Raw genomic sequence first — 20,641 nt, 5'->3', positions numbered from 1 at the left:
TTTCGAGTGCACGGGTTGTGCACACCGTAGGAACAAGGAGCGGTCAGGTGCAGCGCTGGCACGGCCTGGAGGAGATCCCCGGGGACTGGGGGCGCAGCGTCGTCACCATCGGATCGTTCGACGGGGTCCACCGCGGACACCAGTTGATCATCAACCGGGTGGTGGAGCTGGCCGGCGAACTGGGGGCGAAGTCGGTCGTGGTGACCTTCGACCCGCACCCCAGCGAGGTGGTCCGCCCCGGCACCCACCCGCCGCTGCTGGCCCCGCAGCCGCGCCGGGCCGAACTGGTCGAGCAGCTGGGCGTGGACGCCGTCCTGGTGCTGCCGTTCACCGCCGAGTTCTCCCAGGAGTCCCCGGAGTACTTCGTCCGGTCGGTGCTGGTCGACGCGCTGCACGCGAAGGCGGTCGTCGAGGGCCCCAACTTCCGCTTCGGGCACCGCGCGGCGGGCAACGTCGACCTGCTCGCCGAGCTCGGCCGGGCCGACGACTTCACCGTCGAGGTGGTCGACCTGCAGGTGCGCGGCGCGGCGGGCGACGGCGAGCCGTTCTCGTCCAGCCTGTGCCGGCGGCTGGTCGCGGCCGGCGACATGGCCGGCGTCGCCGAGATCCTCGGCCGCCCGCACCGGGTCGAGGGCGAGGTCGTCCGGGGCGCCCAGCGCGGCCGCGAACTCGGCTACCCCACCGCCAACGTGGACACCGTCCCGTACTCGGCGATCCCCGCCGACGGCGTGTACGCGGGCTGGCTGACCGCCGACGGCGAGACCATGCCCGCCGCGATCTCGGTCGGCACCAACCCGACCTTCGACGGCACCGCCCGCACCGTCGAGGCGTACGCCATCGACCGGGTCGGCCTCGACCTGTACGGGCAGCACGTCGCCGTCGACTTCCTGGCCTGGCTGCGCGGCATGGAGAAGTTCGACTCCGTCGACGCCCTGCTGGAGCGGATGGCCGAGGACGTCAAGCGGGCCCGGGAGCTCACCGAGCGCCCCTGAGCGTCCCCCGCACGCGCCGGAGGCCCCCCCGCGGGGGGCCTCCGGCGCGTGGTCAGCCCTGGTGGGGCGGCGGGTAGCCGTACCCCGGCGGCGGCGCCTCGTGCGGCGGCGGGTAGCCGTAGCCGTGCTGCGGGGGCTGCGGCTGGGGCGGGTAGCCGCCCTGCTGCGGGTAGGGCTGCTGCCAGGGCTGGCCCTGCTGCGGGTAGCCGCCCTGCTGGGGCGGGTAGCCCCCCTGCTGTGGGTACGGCTGGTGCTGCTGCGGGTAGCCGCCCTGCTGCGGGTACTGCTGCTGCGGCTGGCCCTGCCAGCCGGCCTGCTGCTGGGAGCGGGCGATGTCCTCGCCGACCAGGGTGGCCAGCTCGAAGTAGGCGTCCCGGACCTTGGGCCGCATCATCTGCAGGTTGACCTCGGCGCCGGCCGCCAGGCTCTCGTCGAACGGCACCACCACGACGCCGCGGCAGCGGGTCTGGAAGTGCGCCACGATGTCCTCGACCTTGATCATCTTGCTGGTCTCGCGCACCCCGGAGACCACCGTGATCGACCGCTGCACCAGGTCCGCGTAGCCGTGCGCGGACAGCCAGTCCAGCGTGGTCGAGGCGCTGGACGCGCCGTCCACGCTGGGCGTGGCCACCACGATCAACTGGTCCGCCAGGTCCAGCACGCCGCGCATCGCCGAGTACAGCAGACCGGTGCCGGAGTCGGTCAGGATGATCGGGTAGTGCTGCCCGAGCGCCTGGATGACCTGGCGGTAGTCCGAGTCGTCGAAGGTGGTGGAGACCGCCGGGTCCACGTCGTTGGCGACGATCTCCAGGCCCGAGTTCGGGTCCTGCGAGGTGTACTGGCGGATGTCCATGTAGCTGCGGATGTTCGGGATCGCCGTCACCAGGTCGCGGATGGTCGCCCCGGTCTGCCGCTTGATCCGGCGGCCCAGCGTGCCCGCGTCCGGGTTCGCGTCGATGGCGATGACCTTGTCCTGCCGCTCGCTGGCCAGCGTCGCGCCCAGCGAGGTGGTGGTCGTGGTCTTGCCGACGCCGCCCTTGAGGCTGATCACCGCGATCCGGTAGCAGGTCATCACCGGGTGCCGGATCAGCTCCAGTTTCTGCTGCTTGCCGGCCTGCGCCGACTTGCCGCCGAACTGGAACCGGGACTGCTTCTGCACCTTCGGCTGGCCGCGCAGCAGCCGGTCCGAGGACAGCTCCACCGCCGCCGTGTAGCCCAGCGCCGCCCCGTGCGCCGCGGCCTGCCCGGCCGCCTGCTGGAACTGCGCCGGAGCCTGCGGGGCCCCGCCCGGGTTGTGCTGCTGGTACGGCTGCGGCGGCTGCTGCGGCCAGCCGCCCGCCCGCGGATCGGCCGGCGGCTGCTGCTGGGCGGGCCACTGCTGGCCCTGCTGCGGGTAGGGCTGCTGGACCTGCGGCGGGTACTGCTGCTGGGGCCACTGCTGCTGCGGGGGCTGCTGGGCGTCCGGCGCCGGGTAGCCGCCCTGCTGCTGCGGGTACGGCTGCTGCGGCGGCGCCTGCTGCGGGACGGGCTGCGGCTGGACGGGCTGCGGCTGCGGGGCCTGCTGCTGCACCGGCGGCTGCGGGGCCTGCGGCGGGCCGGGAACCTGCTGCGCCACCGGCGGCGCGGCGTCCGGCACCGGGGCCTGCGCGGCCGGCGCGTTCGGACCGGGGTCCGGCTGCGCGGCGGCCTGCGCCTGCACCGGCGGCTGCTGCTCGGCCGGCTGGACGGGCTGCGGCTGCTCCGGCTGCGCGGCCACCGGCGGACCCGGCGGCTGGGGGGCCTGCTGCTGCACCGGCGGCTGCTGGACCTGCGGCGGCGGGGCCTGCTGCTGCACCGGTGGGGGCTGCACCACCGGGGGCTGGGCCTGCGGCACCTGCTGCTGCTGGACGGGCTGCTGCTGGACCGGCTGCGGCTGCGGCGCCGAGGTCGGAGCACCCGGCGCGGCGCTCTGGGTGTACCAGGACGGAGCGGTGTAGTCCGGGGCGTCGGACCAGTCATCGTCGTCCTCGGCCGCGTTGTCGCCGACGTAGACGCCGTCCCGATCGCTGCTCACTGGGGCTCCCTCGTTCTCGCCGAAGCTGCTTCGGCGGTTGCCGTCGGGCAACAAGACTAGGCCGTGCGCGGGCCCGCTTTGAAGGCGGTGCCCGACCTCACGGCGGATCCGACCGGCCCGGCCGGCCCGCCCGCACCCGGGCCCCCGTGGCCCTTCCGGAGCGTGCGGACCGGCCGGCCGGCGGTCAGTCCATGCGGCGGGGACCGCCCAGCACCTGGGTCTCGGCCTCGCCCTGGTTGGTCATCACGTACTGGCGCCGCATCCGGGTCGCCCACAGCGTCACGTTGTCCGGCAGCGTCGGCAGCGCGCTCACGTCACCCGGGGCCAGCGACAGCAGCCGGCCCAGCAGGTCGGCCTCCTGCGGCGAGACCCGCTGCAGGCCGACCAGGTCGGCGGCGTTCAGCACCCGGCCCGCGTTCGGGCCCAGGTACGGCAGCACGGTCAGCGTGGTCTGCCAGGGCGTCGCCGACAGCCGGCTGCGGTTGGGCCGCGCGCCCAGGTCGCGGACCACCAGAACGGGGGACGCCACCGAGGCGCCCTGCGCACCCAGCCGGCCCACCTGGTGGACCGTCACGCACGGCTGCCCGCCGCCCGCTGCCTGCGCCATCGGCGCCCACGCCTGCGGACGGCCGGTCTCCACCGCGATCCGGGCGCCGGTCGCGGCCGCGCGCAGCGCGATCAGCTGCGCCGTCCACATGCCGCCGACCAGCACCACCTCGAACGCGGACGGGCGGAACAGCCCGATCACCGCGGGCTGCTGCTGGTGGTCCAGGCCGATCACCACGCCGTCGTCGCCGACCGGGAAGGCCAGCGCCGCGAGGTCCTCGGCCGGCAGCACGTGCTTCTCCCGGCGCGGGCCGCGCAGCCCGAAACCGGGGCGCACCCGCACCGGGCGCTGCTCGACCGGCTGCGGGGCCTGGCCGGAGTAGGTCTGGTAGGCCATCAGGACGTCCCTCCCAGGGGCAGCGTGGCGAGCAGGCCGGGGGCGTGCTCCAGGTCGAGGCGGGTCAGCGAGGCGCCGCTGTGCTGCGCCCGGGACTCCGCCTGGCGGCCCATCTGCTCGAGCCTGGACTCGTTGTGCTCGGTCAGCCGCAGGTGGCCGCTGAGCGCCACCGCGCCGCCCATCGCGCGGGACGCGGTGACCGAGAAGGTCGAGGCGAACGCGGGCGTGCCGGTCAGCTGGTTGACCAGGTCGGGGGCGGTCACCCGGCCGCCGCCCATGCCCGGGCGGGAGAGCACCGGCCACTTGGAGACCCAGTACGTGGCGTGCCAGCGGTCGTCGATCCGGCAGTACTTCGAGGACTCCTGGGCCCGGCGCACGCCGACCCCGCCGCCGCCCGAGCCCTGCCGGCCCGCCACCGCCACCGGGTTGGCGCACACCGAGATGGCCAGCGCGGCGATCAGCTCCCGCTCGTCCAGCACGGTGGCGGTGAAGCCGGCGCTGTTCAGCCGGCCGGCCAGCTGGTCGGTGACCCGCTGCAGGGTCTTGCGGGCGCCCTCCTCGCCGCCGCCGCGGGCCAGCACGGCGGTGGCCGCGCGCTCCGGGTCGAGCTTGAGCGCGACCCAGGTCAGCCGCAGCGCCGGGGTGCTGACCCCGCCGGGGGTCTGCTGGTAGGCGCGGGCGGCCAGCGAGTGCTCGGGCAGGTGCGGGGCGGGGGCGGGCTGGGTGTGCTGGACCAGCTGCACCGACTCCAGGCCGATGTCGTCGACCTGGAGGATCGAGCAGATCAGGTCCAGCGGCACCGCGGAGGTGGCCCGGCCCGGGCGCAGCGGCTGGTCCTTGGACTGCACCAGCAGCACCGAGGTGAAGAAGGTCCCGTCGCCGACCATGCCGGTCTCGCGGCGCAGCGGACGGCCGTCGCCGAGGTCGGTCTCGATCGCGTGGGTGCAGGTCTTGAGCGCCGGGTCGAGCTCCATCACCGGCGCGATCGCCGGGTCGGTGCCGGGCGGCGGGACGTTGTACTTCGCCTCCTTGCGGCGGGCGTTGTACGCCGAGCGGACGCTCACCGCCTCGCCGGTGGTGCGGCCGCGCAGCCGCAGCAGGGCGATCACGACCAGGACCAGCGCGGGCACCGCGAAGGCCGCGGCCATCATCGTGTTGATCGACCAGCCGACCGCGACCAGGGCGGCGGCGACCTCCAGCTGGACGATCTGCTTGAGTTCCAGCCGGCGGCCCAGCAGCCCGGGCCGGGGCAGCAGCCGCAGGCCCACCGGGCCGACCGCGGCCGGGGCGGGCGGTGCGGTGCGGGCCCGGCGTCCGCCCTGGGCCTCCGGCCTCCGGCCGTGCGAAGTGGAGCGTCGTCGTGCTGGAGCGGACTGGCTTGGCATCCCCCGAATTGCCCTCTCTGCTTCAGATGTCCCGTCAGATCCCCCTGCGGGCCCGGAAAGTCTCGGGCGGGGGCCGGGTCGGCGGCCCGGATGGCGGACCGTCGGAGCCTACCCGTTACCGTACTCACCGTCTGCTGCCGCATCGTAGAGGAGTGGCCGCGAGGGTCGCCCGCCGGGTGGCAGACTCAACCGACGGCACAAGCGCGTTGACACCCGCGGGGCGGGTCACACAGGGGAGACGGGGACGAGCATGGCATCACGCCGGGACGAGCTGAACGCCTACACCTTCGCCCGGAAGCGGATGGTGGGGGCCTTCCTGCAACCGGGCGGCGGCGGCAACGACGAGGACGCGCCGCGTCCGCTCCGCGCGGTGCTGCCGAGCTTCGTGGTCGCCGCGGTGGTCGTCGCGGGCTTCGGCATGTGGGGCGTGCTCAAGCCGGCCGCGCCGCCGAACTGGGACAACGGGAAGTACATCCTGCAGGGGAAGTCCTCGACCACCCGCTACGTGATCCTGAACGACGGGCCCAACAAGGAGCCCACCCTGCACCAGGTGCTGAACATGGCCTCGGCCCGGCTGGTGCTGGCCGCGGGCGCCACCGTGCTGTCCGTCGCCGACGACGTGCTGGACAAGTACCCGCGCCGCGGCGCCACCATCGGCATCCCGTACGCGCCGGACAAGCTGCCCAAGAAGGACGACGCGGGCAAGCAGAAGCTGTGGTCGGTCTGCGACACGAAGAGCAAGCAGAACGCCCAGTCGACCGTCGGCCAGTCGGTGTTCATCGCCGCCGACCAGGACGAGAAGACCCTCAAGGACCCGGCCCGGGTGCTCGACGAGAACCAGGCGCTGTACATCCAGGAACCGAACCTGGACGCCAAGACGGACGGCTCGTTCTACCTGGTGGACTCCAACGGCGTGAAGCACGCGATCGGCACGTACAACCAGACGGACGAGCAGATCAACGCCCTGAAGCTGGCCCTGTTCGGCCAGAGCCCCGAGGCGCAGCGGGTCACCAAGGACTGGACCAACACGCTGGCGGACGGCTACCCGGTGCAGTTCCCGGACATCCCGGGGCTGGGCGACAAGGCCCAGAACTCCCACCTGGACATGTCGGACTCGAAGCAGAAGAAGGTCGGTCGGCTGCTGTCGTTCCAGGACGCCTTCTACGTGGTCGGCCTCGACCACCTGTACCAGATCACCCCGTTCCAGTACCAGCTGATGAAGTACGACCCCCGGATGATCAGCGTCTACGGCTCCAGCAGCGAGGCCAAGGCGGACCCGATCAACGCGAGCGACATCAACAAGCTCCAGCCCCAGATCGACAACCACCTGATGACCGAGCACCCGGACATGCCCACCCACCAGCTGAAGGCCGTCAACATCGGGGAGAAGCCCCGCACCGTGATCTGCTCCACCTACGCCGGGGCCGAACAGGACGGCCGGATCAAGCGCACGGTCTGGGCGGACGGCGAGTACCCGGCGAAGGTCAGCGCGAACTCGCTCAGCGCCCACGTGACGGCCGGGCACGGCCTGCTGTACCGCGCGGTGGACGGCGACACGCTCGATGCCAGCGGCCAGGCGAGCTCCGGCAGCTACTTCCTGATCACCGACGCCGGCCTGCGCTACTCCCTGCCGGCCAGCACCGCCGCGCCCACCGCCGACGGCTCCTCCGCCCCGGCGGCCCCGGCTGCCCCGGCCGCCAAGGCGGAGGCCAACGAGGCCCAGGCGCGGCTCGACTACAAGGACGTCCTGCCGCCCCAGGTGCCGGCCGCGTGGTCCAAGCTGGTCCCGGCCGGGCCGGTGCTCGACACCACGGCCGCAGCTCAGCCGCAGAACGCCTGACGGGCCGTCAACGCGGGTAGCGCGATCCAGTGTCATGGTCTGGTAACTACCCGCTATCCGGTGTTGGGTGTAGGGCAGTTGGCCGTTACAGTGCTTCAGAGCACCACACGAAGTGGTGCCCGTGCGGGCGTTCGCCACAGGGACGTCCGGACGTAGTCTGTCTCATGGGGGACGGTGGATCATGGCAGGTCAGTTCACGACGACCGCGGAGGAAATGACCGCCTTCGCGAACCGCATCGGCGAGGTCAACCAGCAGGTCCAGGGCGAGATCGGTCGTCTCAACAACCTGGTCTCCGAGATCGCTTCGGGCTGGAAGGGCGCGGCTGCGTCCGCGTACCAGCAGATGCAGTCGCAGTTCAACGAGGACGCGAACGCGCTCAACCGGATCCTCGACGAGATCCGTCAGGCCATCGAGGCGACCACCAAGGCCTACTCGATGACTGAAGAGGAGCAGCGTGCTGCGGTCGGTGGCATCGGCTGACGCCGGTAGCTCGTAACCACCACCACACTGCGCCCCTCCGGGGGTGCGCCGTGAATCCATCGAAGGGGAGAGATCAATGTCCGGCATTCTCGTCAATTTCCAGACCATTCAGAACGCCAGCTCCGAGGTCCGGCAGACCGCCTCGCGCATCCAGAACCAGCTGGACGACCTGAAGGCGGGCGTCCAGCGCATCGCCTCCAGCTGGGAAGGCGCTGCCCAGCAGGGCTACCAGGCCCGCCAGGCCCAGTGGGACGCCAAGGCCGCCGACCTCCAGGAGGTCCTGGGTCGGATCGCCGCCGCGCTGGACAACGCCGCGCAGAGCTACCAGCAGACCGAGGACTCGAACCGGAACATCTGGCAGTAACCGTCGGTAGACGGACAGCACGGGGGAACTTGCACGGCAAGTGCTTGACACGGGCGGGCGTCCTCACGGACGCCCGCCCTTCGTGCGCCGCACGGGGCGGGGCACGACCGACACGGGTGGAACGCAGTGAGGGGTGGAGCAGAGGTGGCGTCAGGATCGTTGCGCCGGGCTGGTGCGGTGCTGCTGGTACTGGGAACGGTCGGCCCGATGGCGATCGGCCCGGCCTGGGCCGGACCGGTGCCGGCGGGCGGCGACACCCGCGGGCAGCTGCGGCTGACCGCCTCCGGTGACTGCAACTTCCCGATCAGCGAGAACACCAAGGCCAAGCCGTGGGCGCTGCAGCGGGTCTTCCTGGACGAGGTGTGGGGCACGGGCAAGCCGCAGCCCGCCTCCAGTGCCAGCCCCAGCCCGGCCGCCAGCGGCAAGGGGAAGGGCAAGGCCGACGGCGACGGCCCGGTCCCGAACCGGACCGGCGCGGGAGTCGTGGTCGCGGTCATCGACACCGGGGTGGACAACCGGAACCCGCAGCTGAAGGACAAGGTCATCGAGGGCCCGGACCTGCTCAAGGAGACCATGGCGGCCAACAACAAGCAGGTCCCGGAGGGGACCAGCACGACCGACCCGGTGGGCCACGGCACCAAGGTGGCCGGCATCATCGCGGCCGCGCTGGACCCGACCGGCGAGATCGGCTTCGTCGGTCTGGCCAAGGACGCGAAGATCCTGGCGATCCGGCAGAACGACGCCGACGGCAACGGCGACGTCGGGAGCCTGATCAAGGCGATCGACTCGGCGATCGGGCAGAAGGTCCAGGTCATCAACATCTCGCAGGACGTCCGGGTCCAGGTCGACCCGAACAAGTCCGAGAACGAGAACCGCTTCGACCACGACAAGGAGCTCGGGGAGGCCCTGAAGCGGGCCGAGGCCGCCGGCATCGTGGTGGTCGCCTCCTCGGGCAACGACGGCGCCGAGGGCCCGACCTTCCCGGCCGCCTACCCGACGGTGCTGTCCGTGGGCGCCTCCGACCGGAACAACGAGCGGGCGCCGTTCTCCCAGTACGGCGACTTCGTCAAGGTGGCCGCACCCGGCGTCGACATGCTCTCCACCGTCCCCGGCCACGGCCAGTGCACGGACAACGGCACCAGCTTCTCCGCCCCGTACGTCTCCGGGGTGGCCGCCCTCCTCAAGGGCTGGCACCCCACCTGGAACCCGATGCAGATCCGCACCGTGATCGAGCAGACCGCGCAGCGCACCGAGCGGGGCCCGAACAAGTACATCGGCTGGGGCGTGGTCGACCCGGTGAAGGCCATGGAGTACAGCGAGGTGCCCGGCCCGACCGCCTCGCCCAGCGTGGACGCGCAGGTCAAGCTCGACACCGTGGCGCTGCGGCCGCAGCCGCTCGGGCTGGAGGAGACCCAGGCCGACCGGGACCGCCGCACCGGCACCTTCGTGCTCGGCATCGGCGCCCTGGTGGTGGCCGGCCTGGCCGGCGGTTCGATCGTCACCCGGGACATGCAGCGGCGCCGCGGGCGCCACGACTGACCCGCCCCGCGCGGGCGGTGGGTACGAGGGGGCCGGTCCCGGAAAGGGGCCGGCCCCCGTCCGGTCCTGGGGACCGGGTGGGGGCCGACGGGAGGGCGGGCCCGCGGGGATCAGACGCGCTCGTCCTCGGGGAGGGTGATGACCCAGCGGGTCTCCGGACGGGGGCGCAGGTAGAGCGCCCAGTAGAGGCTGGCCGCGGCGGTGATGCCGAGGGTCCACCACAGCGCGGTGGGGTCGAGCTTGGTCAGGACGTAGGCCAGGGCGACGATCACCAGGACCGGCAGGGCGGGCCACAGCGGCTGGCGCCAGGCCGCGACGGCCTTGTGGTGGCCGCGGCGGGAGAACAGCGCGCCGACGGCGACCAGCAGGTAGAGCGCGGCGACCGCGACACCCGTGATGTTGGTCAGCAGGTCCTGGCCGACGAAGCAGAGCGCGGCACCGGGGATGCCGACCGCCAGGGTGGAGATCCACGGGGCGCTGAACTTGTTGAGGGTGCCGAAGGCCTTGTTGACCGGCTCCGGCCAGGCCTTGTCGCGGCCGGAGGCGAACAGCACCCGGGAGTTCTGGATGACCATCACGATGCCGGCGTTGATGATCGCCAGCGCGATGCACAGGCTGATGAAGGTGCCGACGCCGCTGTTGCTCCAGCCGATCACCAGCGAGGAGATGTTCCCCTCGCTGAGCGCCTTCAGGTCGGGGGCGCCCATGGTGATCGCGGCGACCGGGACCAGGATGATGGCGGTGGACAGGCCCAGCGTCCACAGCACGGTGCGGGCGACGTTCTTGCGCGGGTTCTCCAGCTCCTCGGAGAGGTAGATCGCGGTGGAGAAGCCCTGGGTGACGAAGAGCGCGGTGCCCATCGCGGCCAGGATCGCCGCGAAGCCCACCCCGCTGGTGGCGCCGCTGGTCACGTCGGCGACGGAGCCGTGCAGCAGGCTGCTCACGCCGCGCTCCGAGTGGCCGAAACCGAGGAAGGCGACCACGGCGCAGGCGATGACCTCCAGCACCAGGAAGATGCCGGTGATCCAGGCGTTCGCCCGCAGGTCCAGCAGGCCGGCCACGGTGGCCGCGAGCATCACCGCGGCGCCGGCCCACTTCGGGTCGAGGTGGATGATCGGTTCCAGGTAGTCGGCGGTGCCCATGGCGATCAGTGAGGGCACGATCATCACCACGATCAGCGACTGGATGAAGACCAGCCAGCCGGTGAACTTGCCCGCCAGGGTGCCGACCATCGCGTACTCGCCGCCCGCGGAGGGCACCAGGGTGCCGAGCTCGGAGTAGCAGAACGCCACCGCGACGCAGATGACCGTGCCGATCAGGATCGACATCAGGGTGAAGGTGCCGAGCGAGTTGAAGAGCTCCGGAACGATCACGAAGAGTGAGGATGCCGGGGTCACGCAGGAGAGCGTGAGCAGGGTGCCGCCCACGACGCCGAGCGATCGGGCGAGCTTCTTGGGGCTCCCCGCGGTGTCCCCCGTGAGGGGGGAGGCTACCTGCGGGGGAAGCGTGTCGGTCATGGGGCATCCGATCCACTGAGCGGCGGTGTGGGGGTGGGGAGCGGTATCGCCTCCGAAGCACGGTCTCGCGGTCTGGTTCTGCTTCGCTCCCGGTTCGCCAGGTTGCCTGGGTGAATTGACCCAGTCAACGCGCGATCGGCTGCGGATTCCGTCGTCACAAGGGCGATCCGCCTGCGGAACGCAGCTCCGAAGGGGTCGGGACGTATGTTTCCGTAGTGTCAACTCGGGTTAACTGCGCTTGAATCGAAGGTGATGTGAGGTGGCCGACGTCGATTCCAAGGCGCTCCGCCGCGCCGCGCTACTGGGCCGAAAAACGTCGTCGGACACCCCCGACGGGTACGGGAACCGAAGGAAAACCGCGAAAAGCGGAAGATAACGTTATGGCACCGTTCCACCCCTCGGATGCCGCCCGGGAACGCCGGAGGGCCGGACCCCTTCCGGAGCCCGGCCCTCCCGATCACCGTCCGTGACGGTGCTCGCGCTAGATCTGCGTCGGCAGCCAGCCGGTCTGCACCGTCTGGCCCGCCTGGATCCGGCGGGAGACGAACACGCCGCGGCCCGGCGGCTGCGGCTGCGGCTTGACCGTGCCCAGCAGCGCGCCCTCGCCCTTGTCACCGGAGAGCAGCAGGCCCTGACCGCCCAGCTCGCGCATCCGCTGCATCACCGGCTCGAACAGCGAACGGCCGGCGCCGCCCGCGTTGCGGGCGATGATCAGGCGCAGACCGATGTCGCGCGCGAACGGCAGGAACTCCGCCAGCGGCGCCATCGGGTTGCCCGACTGGGTGGCGACCAGCTCGTAGTCGTCCACGATCACGAACATGTCCTTGCCGCTGTACCAGCTGCGGTTGCGCAGCTGCTCCGGCGTGACGTCCGGGCCGGGCAGGCGGCGCCCGCAGGCCCCGCGCAGCATCTCCACGATCGCCGTCATGGCGGGCGCGGCGGCCGCGTACTCCACCAGGTACTCCGGCGGCACCACGCCGAGCAGCGAGCGGCGGAAGTCGCCGACCACGATGCCCGCCTGGTCCGGGGTGTACCGCTCGGTGATCTGCTTGATCAGCATCCGCAGCATCGCCGACTTGCCGGATTCGCTCTCGCCGAAGACGACGAACAGCGGGTCGGACTCGAAGTTGACGAACACCGGCGCCAGCTCGACCTCGTCGACGCCGAACGCGACACCCAGCTCCGGGTGCTCGAAGCCCTTGGGCAGCGAGTGGCCGTCCAGCACCGGCGGCAGCATGCGCACCTGCGGGGCCCGCGGGCCGGTCCAGGCCGCGTTGACCTGGGAGACCAGGTCGGCGACGCCGTCCACCAGGTCCTCGGTGCTGCTGGAGCCGTCGATCCGGGGCAGGCCGGACAGGAAGTGCAACTGGTCGGCGGTCAGGCCGCGGCCCGGGATGGGCGGCACGTTCGCCGCCACCTTGCGGCCGATCTCGGACTCCATGGAGTCACCGAGCTTCAGCTCGACCCGGTTCTGCAGCTGGTCCTTCAGCGCCGGGCGGACCTCGGCGTAGCGGGCCGCGGTGATCACCACGTGCACGCCGTAGCCGAGACCGCGCTGCACGATGTCGGCGATGACCGGCTCCAGGACCTCGAACTCCTGCTTGAAGGTCAGCCAGCCGTCGACGAACAGGAACACGTCGCCGAACTGCTCGTCGGGCAGCTGCCCGGCGGCCCGGCGGGACCGGTAGGTGGCGATGGTGTCGATGCCGGTCGCCCGGAACAGCTCCTCACGGCGGTTGAGCACGCCGTGCACCTCGCTGATCATGCGGCGGACCTTCTCGACGTCCAGTCGGCCCGCCACGCCGCCGACGTGCGGCAGCTCGGCCAGCGAGCCGAAGCCGCCGCCGCCGAAGTCGAGCAGGTAGAACTGCGCCTCCACCGGCGTGTGGGTGACCGAGAAGCCGGCCACGATGGTGCGCACCATGGTGGACTTGCCGGAGCGCGGACCGCCCACGATCATGCCGTGGCCCGCGGCGCCCGAGTAGTCCAGGTACATCACGTCGCGGCGCTGGTCGCGCGGCTTGTCGACGATGCCGACCGGGACGACCAGGTTGCCCTGGCGGACGGCCGCCGGGGTCAGGCCGCGGTCCTGGCTGACCTGCAGCGGCTCCAGCAGGCTGTCCACCGACGGCGAGTCGTCCAGCGGCGGCAGCCACACCTGGTGGGCCGGCGGGCCCTGGCCGATCATCCGCTGCACGAACACGTCGAGCATGGTGTCCAGCAGCGCCTCGTCCGTCTCCTCCTCCTCGGGGAGCTCGGGGAGGACCTCCACCTCGGGCTCGACGACCTCGACCTCGGCGGCGGTGAACAGCACCGGCTGGGCGGTGACCACCACGCCGCCGACCGCGCGCTGGGTGCCCGGCGCCCGGTACTTGCCGGAGACGTACGCGGCGCGGAAGCGCTCCATCACGTCGGAGCCGAACTTGAGGTAGCCCACGCCGGGGATCGGCGGCAGGTGGTAGGCGTCCGGCACGCCGATCGCGGCCCGCGACTCGGCGGCCGAGAAGGTGCGCAGACCCAGGCGGTAGGAGAGGAAGGTGTCCAGACCGCGGAGCTTGCCCTCCTCCAGTCGCTGCGAGGCCAGCAGCATGTGCATGCCCAGCGAACGGCCGATCCGGCCGATCTGGATGAACAGCTCGATGAAGTCCGGCTTCGCGGTGAGGAGTTCGGAGAACTCGTCGATGATCATCAGCAGCGAGGGCAGCGGGTCGAGCGGCGCACCCGCCGCGCGGGCCCGCTCGTACTCGTTGATGTTCGCGTAGTTGCCCGCCGCGCGCAGCAGCTCCTGGCGGCGGTTCATCTCGCCCTCGATCGCGTCGCGCATGCGGTCGATCAGGGTCGCTTCGCCCTCGAGGTTGGTGATCACGGCCGCGGTGTGCGGCATCTCCGACATGCCGGCGAAGGTCGCACCACCCTTGAAGTCCGCGAGCACCAGGTTCAGCACCTCGGAGGAGTGGGTGACCGCCAGCGCCAGCACGATGGTGCGCAGCACCTCGGACTTGCCGGAACCGGTCGCGCCGACGCACATGCCGTGCGGGCCCATGCCCTCCAGCGAGGCTTCCTTGATGTCCAGCCAGACGTACTCGCCGTTGCTGCCGACGCCCAGCGGGACGCGCAGCTTCTCGCGCATCGGCTTGGGACGCCAGTGCCGGGCCGGGTCGAAGGAGCCCGGGTCGCCGGTGTGCATCATCTCGGTGAAGTCCATCGACACCAGCGACGGGTCGCTGTCGTCGCCGCCCACGGACGCCCGGAACGGCGACAACTGCCGCGCCAGCGCCTCGGACTGCCAGCTGGACAGGCCGTCCGGGGTCCCCGGGTAGCTCGCCCCGGAGGCCGCCTCCAGCAGCAGCTCGTCCTTGCCGACGGTGATCACCAGGTGGCCGTTGGGCTCGTCCAGGTCACCCGGGACGACCTCGATCACGGTGACGCCCTGGACGCCCTCCGGACCGGCGATCACCGAGTCGACCGGCACCGAGGCGCCGTCCATGATGACCACCAGGTGCGGCTGGTCCGGGGTCGGCGTGCTGTCCCGGGAGAAGCCCTTGCGGCCGGCCAGCTCGTTGGCCAGCAGCTCCTCCAGCTCGCCCAGCCCGGAGGCGATCAGGCGGCGCGAGCCGGCCCCGTCGCTCTCCTTGCGGTGCTGGGTGTGCGGCAGCCACTTCGCCCACTCCCACTCCTCCACCGCGCCGGGCGCGGCGGCCACCCCGATCATCAGGTCCTCGGGGGAGTGCAGGGTCGCCAGCTGGGCCACCATCGCCCGCACGTTGCCGTACACCGAGTCCGGGTCGCCGCACACCGTGATGTGGTAGAACGCCCGCAGCGAGACCGCCAGCGGCAGGTCCTGCAGGGTGCCGTGGGTCTTGATGAAGGTGCCCATCGCCTCCGCGGCGAGCGGCTCCAGCTCGTCCATCGGCGCGGTCTGCGGCGCCACCAGCGGCGTCGACAGCTGCAGCGGGCCGAGGCCGACCCGGATCTGCGCGAAGTCCGCGTCGGTCGGCCGGCGCTCCCACAGCCGGCGGCCCTCGGCCACCACCGACCACAGCTGGTCCGGCTCCGGGTGGGTGAACAGCAGCGCGCCGCGCTGGCGCTCCGCCGTGCGCCGCACCTCGCGCCGCTTCTGCTGCAGGTACTTCAGGTAGTCGCGGCGCTCGTCCGAGGTGGCCGCGCTACCTCCCTTGCGGGCCCGGACGATCTGCGCCACCGCCATCGCGGCGGTGGAGGCGATCATCAGGACGCCCATCATCTTCATCGGGCCCTGGCCGCCCTGGAACAGGAAGGCCGCGCTGCCGCCCATGCCGAGCATCGGCATCAGCGTCATCAGCCAGTCCTCGCCGCCGCCGCGCGGCAGCTCGGGCGGCGGAACCAGCTCGACCGGCTCCTCCGACACCGCGGGCGGGAACGCCCGCGGCGGCCGCTTCACCGTCACCGTACTCATGCGCCCACCTCGCCGGCGCTCGGCGAGCGCTCCGCACCCGCGCACCGCTCGTTCATACCGTCACCCCGTCCCGGGCGGCAGCCGCAGCGTGCGACTCCCCGTTCTCAACGACGCGCCCTCCCAGGGCACTTGACAGGGGGCGCCCCCATCGCTCGCTCACAATCCGCCCTCACGCATCTGGATACGTACGGTGAGGGCGCCCCGTGTGATGACGCCGCCCCCGCTCCGCCGAACCGCAGGCGCGCGGGGCTTCGCGTCTTCGACCGCGGCCCCCGTACGCCGTGCGCAGGGGCCGATCCTACTGCGCACGCCAAGCGGTTCGTCCACGGGGTCGCGCCGGGCCCCGCCCGGAGCTGACCGCCCGTCACGCCCGCCGCCCGACCCGCGGCGGCCGGAGCGGCCCCGCACCCGGCGCACACCACCCTTGCCGCGGAGGGTAAGGTGTCGCCGCGCCAACTCTCGTTCGGACCGTGACAGTTCCGGAACCGCTGCGACGAGTGGTCAGCAGACTTGCCGACACAGCCAACGAGGGGGAGAGGGCCGGTGAGCAACAACGCAACGACCGGTTTCTGCCGGGTCACCGTGGTGGCACCGGACAGCCGGATCGACGTCGCCCTGCCGGAGGATGTCCCGCTCGCGGACATCTACCCGGAGGTGCTCAGGCTCTCCGGACAGACCCAGGTGGACGGAACGCCGACCGGCTTCCACCTGGTCCGGCGGGACGGCACCGTGCTCGACAGCGGACTGCCGCTGGCGGCCCAGCAGGTCCGCGACGGCGACCTGCTGAGCCTGCGGCCGTTCGCCGAATCACTGCCGCCGGCCGTCTACGACGACGTCGCGGACGCCATCGCCTCCGCCGTCGAGGCGGACCGCCGGTTCTGGAGCCCCGACCTGATGCGGGCCTTCGGCCTGATCGCGGGCACCGTCCTGCTGGCGCTGCTCGCCTTCGCGCTGTGGTTCTCCGACCTGCGGCACAACATGTTCGGCCTGCCCGGCATCCTGTCCGGCGTCACCGCGATCGTCCTGGTGACCTTCGCCGGCGTCCGGGCCCGGGTCTACGCCGACCACGGCGCCGCGCTGGCCCTCGGCCTCGGCGCGCTGCCGCACGCGATGCTGGCCGGCTCCGGCATCATCGACGTCCCCGGCGCCGGCGACGGCCCCGGCCGGCTCCAGTTCCTGGTCGGCTGCGTCACCGTGCTGGTGGTCTCCGTCCTGCTGGTCGGCCTGCTCCCGGAGAAGGACTCGGTGTTCGTCGCCGCCGCCTTCCTGGCCGCGGCCGGCACCCTGGCCACCTTCGCCGCCGTGCTGATGTCCGGCACCGCGGTCACCGACATCGCCGCCGTCACCGGCGTCGCCGCGGTGGCCGTGATCGGCTTCCTGCCCGCGCTGTCCGCCCGCTTCGCCCGCCTGCCCGTCGGCTTCAGCGCCCCCGGCCAGGCCCGCACCCGCGGCACCGCGTACGGCGAGGAGGCCAACAGCGCCGAGACCGTCCAGTACGAGCGGATCGCCGCCCAGGCCCGCCGCGGCCACGAGGTGCTGGTCGGCCTGGTCGGCGGCGCCTCCGCCACCATCGTCGGCGCCTGCACCGTGCTCGGCTTCAGCGACCGGGGCTGGGCCGAACTGCTGGCCCTGGCCATCGGCGTCTCGACCATGCTGCGGGCCCGGCTGTTCCGCTACACCACGCAGGTCTTCGCGCTCACCATCTCCGGTCTGGCCGCGCTGTCCCTGCTGATCCTCGGCCTGGCCCTGCACACCCCGGTGCACCTGCTGCTCACCCAGCTGACCACCGGTTCCACCGGCGGCACCGACCTGCGCACCGTGTGGCTGTCCGCGTCCATCGCGGCCGGCGCCGCGGTGATGACCGCCATCGCGCTGATCGTCCCGCGCTCCGGGGTGTCCCCGTTCTGGGGCCGCATCCTGGACATGGTCGACAGCCTGATGCTGCTCGCGCTCGTCCCCCTGGCCCTCGCCGTGCTCAACGTCTACAACGTGGTGCGCGGCGCGACCGGCTGAGCCGGACTGCTAGGGTTTAACAGACCGAGTCTTGTCAGGTCCTGTGCCTCCTACCAGGACCGCTCGGCCACACACCGAAGGAGATGCCCGTGGCCCTCGCCGCTGACGTCAAGAAGCAGATCATCGCCGAGTTCGGCCAGAAGGAGGGCGACACCGGCTCCCCCGAGGTCCAGGTGGCCATGCTCTCCCGCCGTATCTCGGACCTGACCGAGCACCTGAAGTTCCACAAGCACGACCACCACTCGCGTCGTGGCCTGCTGATCCTGGTCGGCCAGCGCCGCCGCCTGCTGCAGTACCTGGCCAAGAAGGACATCGAGCGCTTCCGTACCCTGGTGGACCGCCTCGGCATCCGCCGCGGTGCCGCCGGCGGCGCCCGCTGAACACCGCTCGAAGGGGCGGCTCCCCTCACCGGGGGAGCCGCCCTTCGGCGCGTTCCGCGCCACCTCGGGCGACCCCGCGACCACACCCCGCGACGAAGCCGTCCGCGTAAAGCCGCGCTCGGTAGGGTGTGAATTTGTAAGGTAAAGGGCATGCCCGCCCTTGCGGGACGAATCAAGGCCTCCAACGGAGGCCGCCCGCACCCCGCAGGAGCGTCCACACGCCGACCGCCGCGCGCCGAAAGGCGCCGGTCCTCGGTAGTGGCCGCCGGGAACCCCGAGGAACGGGGCACGACCCGGTGGCTTCGATCGAAGACCGGCCCAGCTGCCCGGGCCACGGCAGGCAAGCGCAGGGACGCTCCTGGGGAAGACGTACGAAAGAGGAGATCTTCCAGGTGGAAGAGAACGTTTTCTACGCCGAGGCCGTCATCGACAACGGCAGCTTCGGTACCCGCACCATCCGCTTCGAGACCGGCCGCCTGGCCCGTCAGGCCGCCGGCTCCGCCGTGGCCTACCTGGACGACGACACCATGGTGCTGTCGGCCACCAGCGCCTCGAAGCAGCCCAAGGAGCACTTCGACTTCTTCCCCCTCACGGTGGACGTCGAGGAGCGGATGTACGCCGCCGGCCGCATCCCCGGCTCGTTCTTCCGTCGCGAGGGCCGCCCCTCCGAGGACGCGATCCTCACCTGCCGCCTGATCGACCGCCCGCTGCGCCCGTCCTTCGTCAAGGGCCTGCGCAACGAGATCCAGGTCGTCGTCACCGTCATGGCGCTCAACCCCGACCACCTGTACGACGTGGTGGCCATCAACGCGGCCTCCGCCTCCACCCAGCTGGCCGGCCTGCCGTTCTCCGGCCCGATCGGCGGCGTCCGCGTCGCGCTGATCAACGGCCAGTGGGTGGCCTTCCCGACCCACTCCGAGCTGGAGTCGGCCGTCTTCGACATGGTCGTGGCCGGCCGGGCGCTGCCCGACGGCGACGTCGCGATCATGATGGTCGAGGCCGAGGCCACCACGAAGACCATCCAGCTGGTCGAGGGCGGTGCCGAGGCCCCCACCGAGGAGGTCGTCGCCGCCGGCCTGGAGGCCGCCAAGCCGTTCATCAAGGTGCTGTGCGCCGCCCAGTCGCAGCTCGCCAAGCAGGCCGCCAAGCCGACCGGCGAGTTCCCGCGCTTCCTGGAGTACCAGGACGACGTGCTGGCCGCGCTGACCTCCGCCGTCAAGGACGAGCTCGCCAAGGCGCTCACCATCGCCGGCAAGCAGGAGCGCCAGAACGAGCTGGACCGGATCAAGGGCGTCGCCGCCGACAAGCTGCTCCCGGAGTTCGAGGGCCGCGAGAAGGAGATCAGCGCCGCCTACAACGCGCTGACCAAGAAGATCGTCCGCGAGCGCGTCATCAAGGACAAGGTCCGCATCGACGGCCGCGGCGTCACCGACATCCGCACCCTGGCCGCCGAGGTCGAGGCCATCCCGCGGGTGCACGGCTCGGCCCTGTTCGAGCGCGGCGAGACCCAGATCCTGGGCGTCACCACGCTGAACATGCTGCGCATGGAGCAGCAGCTCGACACGCTCTCCCCGGAGACCCGTCGCCGCTACATGCACAACTACAACTTCCCGCCGTACTCGGTCGGCGAGACCGGCCGCGTCGGCTCCCCGAAGCGCCGCGAGATCGGCCACGGCGCCCTCGCCGAGCGGGCGCTCCTCCCGGTCCTGCCGACCCGCGAGGAGTTCCCCTACGCGATCCGCCAGGTCTCCGAGGCGCTGGGCTCCAACGGCTCCACCTCGATGGGCTCGGTCTGCGCCTCCACCATGTCGCTGCTGAACGCCGGTGTGCCGCTCAAGGCCCCCGTCGCCGGCATCGCCATGGGCCTGATCTCCCAGGAGATCGAGGGCGAGACCCACTACGTGACGCTGACCGACATCCTCGGTGCCGAGGACGCGTACGGCGACATGGACTTCAAGGTCGCCGGCACCCGGAACTTCATCACCGCCCTGCAGCTCGACACCAAGCTCGACGGCATCCCGGCCTCCGTGCTGGCCGCCGCGCTGAAGCAGGCCAAGGACGCCCGCCTGCACATCCTCGACGTCATGAACGAGGCCATCGACGCGCCCGACGAGATGTCCCCGAACGCGCCGCGGATCATCACCATCAAGATCCCGGTGGACAAGATCGGCGAGGTCATCGGCCCCAAGGGCAAGATGATCAACCAGATCCAGGAGGACACCGGCGCGGACATCACCATCGAGGACGACGGCACCATCTACATCGGTGCGGTCGACGGCCCCTCGGCGGAGGCTGCCCGCTCGACGATCAACCAGATCGCCAACCCGACCATGCCGGAGGTCGGCGAGCGCTACCTGGGCACCGTGGTGAAGACCACCACCTTCGGCGCCTTCGTCTCGCTCATGCCGGGCAAGGACGGCCTGCTGCACATCTCGCAGATCCGCAAGCTGGCCGGCGGCAAGCGCGTCGAGAACGTCGAGGACGTGCTCGGCGTCGGCGCCAAGGTGCAGGTCGAGATCGCCGAGATCGACCCGCGCGGCAAGCTGTCGCTGATCCCGGTCGTCGAGGGCGAGGAGGGCGGCGAGGCCGCCGCCTCCGAGTGACGACCCCGTAGCACCCGCGGCCCGCACGCCCTCGACGGCGCGTGCGGGCCGCACCCTGTTCGTGAAGTCCTGTTCGTGAAGCAGCAGTTGGAAGGA

13 protein-coding genes are annotated in these 20,641 nt (G+C 71.8%); 8 read left to right on the top strand and 5 right to left on the bottom strand.

The genetic code is table 11. The features are described 5' to 3' along the window. The first annotated feature begins 47 nt into the window (after positions 1-47). Positions 48-992 (top strand): bifunctional riboflavin kinase/FAD synthetase, encoded by a 945-nt coding sequence (locus EDD39_RS34040; protein ID WP_123563342.1) that lies wholly within the window; start codon positions 48-50, stop codon positions 990-992. Positions 993-1,044: 52 nt separating this feature from the next. Here EDD39_RS34040 and EDD39_RS34035 read toward each other — a convergent pair whose 3' ends face one another. The 3 genes from EDD39_RS34035 to eccE form a co-directional block, all read right to left on the bottom strand. Continuing rightward, positions 1,045-3,045 carry a MinD/ParA family ATP-binding protein gene (locus EDD39_RS34035; protein WP_123563340.1) on the bottom strand — a complete coding sequence of 667 codons (2,001 nt, stop codon included), beginning with the start codon at positions 3,043-3,045 and terminating at the stop codon, positions 1,045-1,047. Between the two features lie 184 nt (positions 3,046-3,229). Next, a complete protein-coding gene (locus tag EDD39_RS34030; RefSeq protein WP_123563338.1) occupies positions 3,230-3,988 on the bottom strand; it encodes a hypothetical protein in 759 nt (252 codons plus the stop codon). Then, complete coding sequence (gene eccE / locus EDD39_RS34025; RefSeq protein ID WP_030462705.1) at positions 3,988-5,373, bottom strand: type VII secretion protein EccE; 1,386 nt, start codon at positions 5,371-5,373, stop codon at positions 3,988-3,990. The genes EDD39_RS34030 and eccE overlap by 1 nt, the downstream gene beginning before the upstream one ends. A gap of 250 nt (positions 5,374-5,623) precedes the next feature. On the opposite strand from eccE, the gene eccB reads away from it, so the two are divergent. The 4 genes from eccB (at position 5,624) to mycP (ending at position 9,597) form a co-directional block, all read left to right on the top strand. Further along, complete coding sequence (gene eccB / locus EDD39_RS34020) at positions 5,624-7,213, top strand: type VII secretion protein EccB (protein ID WP_123563336.1); 1,590 nt, start codon at positions 5,624-5,626, stop codon at positions 7,211-7,213. A 181-nt stretch (positions 7,214-7,394) separates the two neighbouring features. After that, positions 7,395-7,694, top strand: a complete 300-nt coding sequence (locus EDD39_RS34015; RefSeq protein ID WP_030462703.1) for a WXG100 family type VII secretion target — start codon at positions 7,395-7,397, stop codon at positions 7,692-7,694. 76 nt (positions 7,695-7,770) lie between these two features. Further along, entirely contained in the window at positions 7,771-8,058 is a 288-nt protein-coding gene (locus EDD39_RS34010) for a WXG100 family type VII secretion target (protein ID WP_123563334.1), read from the top strand. Between the two features lie 177 nt (positions 8,059-8,235). Further along, positions 8,236-9,597, top strand: coding sequence for a type VII secretion-associated serine protease mycosin (gene mycP / locus EDD39_RS34005; protein WP_244257408.1), 1,362 nt, complete (start codon positions 8,236-8,238; stop codon positions 9,595-9,597). Between the two features lie 110 nt (positions 9,598-9,707). Here mycP and EDD39_RS34000 read toward each other — a convergent pair whose 3' ends face one another. Continuing rightward, complete coding sequence (locus EDD39_RS34000; RefSeq protein WP_123563332.1) at positions 9,708-11,114, bottom strand: APC family permease; 1,407 nt, start codon at positions 11,112-11,114, stop codon at positions 9,708-9,710. Positions 11,115-11,595: 481 nt separating this feature from the next. Next, positions 11,596-15,549 (bottom strand): type VII secretion protein EccCa, encoded by a 3,954-nt coding sequence (gene eccCa / locus EDD39_RS33995; RefSeq protein ID WP_123563330.1) that lies wholly within the window; start codon positions 15,547-15,549, stop codon positions 11,596-11,598. A gap of 543 nt (positions 15,550-16,092) precedes the next feature. Between eccCa and eccD the strand changes: the two genes are divergently transcribed. The 3 genes from eccD to EDD39_RS33980 all read left to right on the top strand — a co-directional run bounded on the left by eccD (position 16,093) and on the right by EDD39_RS33980 (position 20,545). Beyond that, a complete protein-coding gene (gene eccD, locus EDD39_RS33990; RefSeq protein WP_123563328.1) occupies positions 16,093-17,562 on the top strand; it encodes a type VII secretion integral membrane protein EccD in 1,470 nt (489 codons plus the stop codon). Positions 17,563-17,651: 89 nt separating this feature from the next. Beyond that, on the top strand, positions 17,652-17,942 hold the full coding sequence (gene rpsO / locus EDD39_RS33985; protein ID WP_030462697.1) for a 30S ribosomal protein S15: 291 nt from the start codon (positions 17,652-17,654) through the stop codon (positions 17,940-17,942). A 392-nt stretch (positions 17,943-18,334) separates the two neighbouring features. Then, positions 18,335-20,545, top strand: a complete 2,211-nt coding sequence (locus tag EDD39_RS33980) for a polyribonucleotide nucleotidyltransferase (protein ID WP_123563326.1) — start codon at positions 18,335-18,337, stop codon at positions 20,543-20,545. The last annotated feature ends 96 nt before the right edge of the window (positions 20,546-20,641 follow it).

The sequence above is a fragment of the Kitasatospora cineracea genome (assembly GCF_003751605.1).
Taxonomy (GTDB): Bacteria; Actinomycetota; Actinomycetes; order Streptomycetales; family Streptomycetaceae; genus Kitasatospora; species Kitasatospora cineracea.
Note: the sequence above shows the minus strand (reverse complement) of the source record. Positions and strands in the feature narration are given on the sequence as shown.

Coding starts and splice junctions, on each gene's coding strand:
- eccE (WP_030462705.1), bottom strand. CDS start 5,373: ATGCCAAGCCAGTCCGCTCCAGCACGACGACGCTCCACTTCGCACGGC.
- EDD39_RS34015 (WP_030462703.1), top strand. CDS start 7,395: ATGGCAGGTCAGTTCACGACGACCGCGGAGGAAATGACCGCCTTCGCG.
- eccCa (WP_123563330.1), bottom strand. CDS start 15,549: ATGAGTACGGTGACGGTGAAGCGGCCGCCGCGGGCGTTCCCGCCCGCG.
- EDD39_RS34030 (WP_123563338.1), bottom strand. CDS start 3,988: ATGGCCTACCAGACCTACTCCGGCCAGGCCCCGCAGCCGGTCGAGCAG.
- EDD39_RS34000 (WP_123563332.1), bottom strand. CDS start 11,114: ATGACCGACACGCTTCCCCCGCAGGTAGCCTCCCCCCTCACGGGGGAC.
- eccB (WP_123563336.1), top strand. CDS start 5,624: ATGGCATCACGCCGGGACGAGCTGAACGCCTACACCTTCGCCCGGAAG.
- EDD39_RS34010 (WP_123563334.1), top strand. CDS start 7,771: ATGTCCGGCATTCTCGTCAATTTCCAGACCATTCAGAACGCCAGCTCC.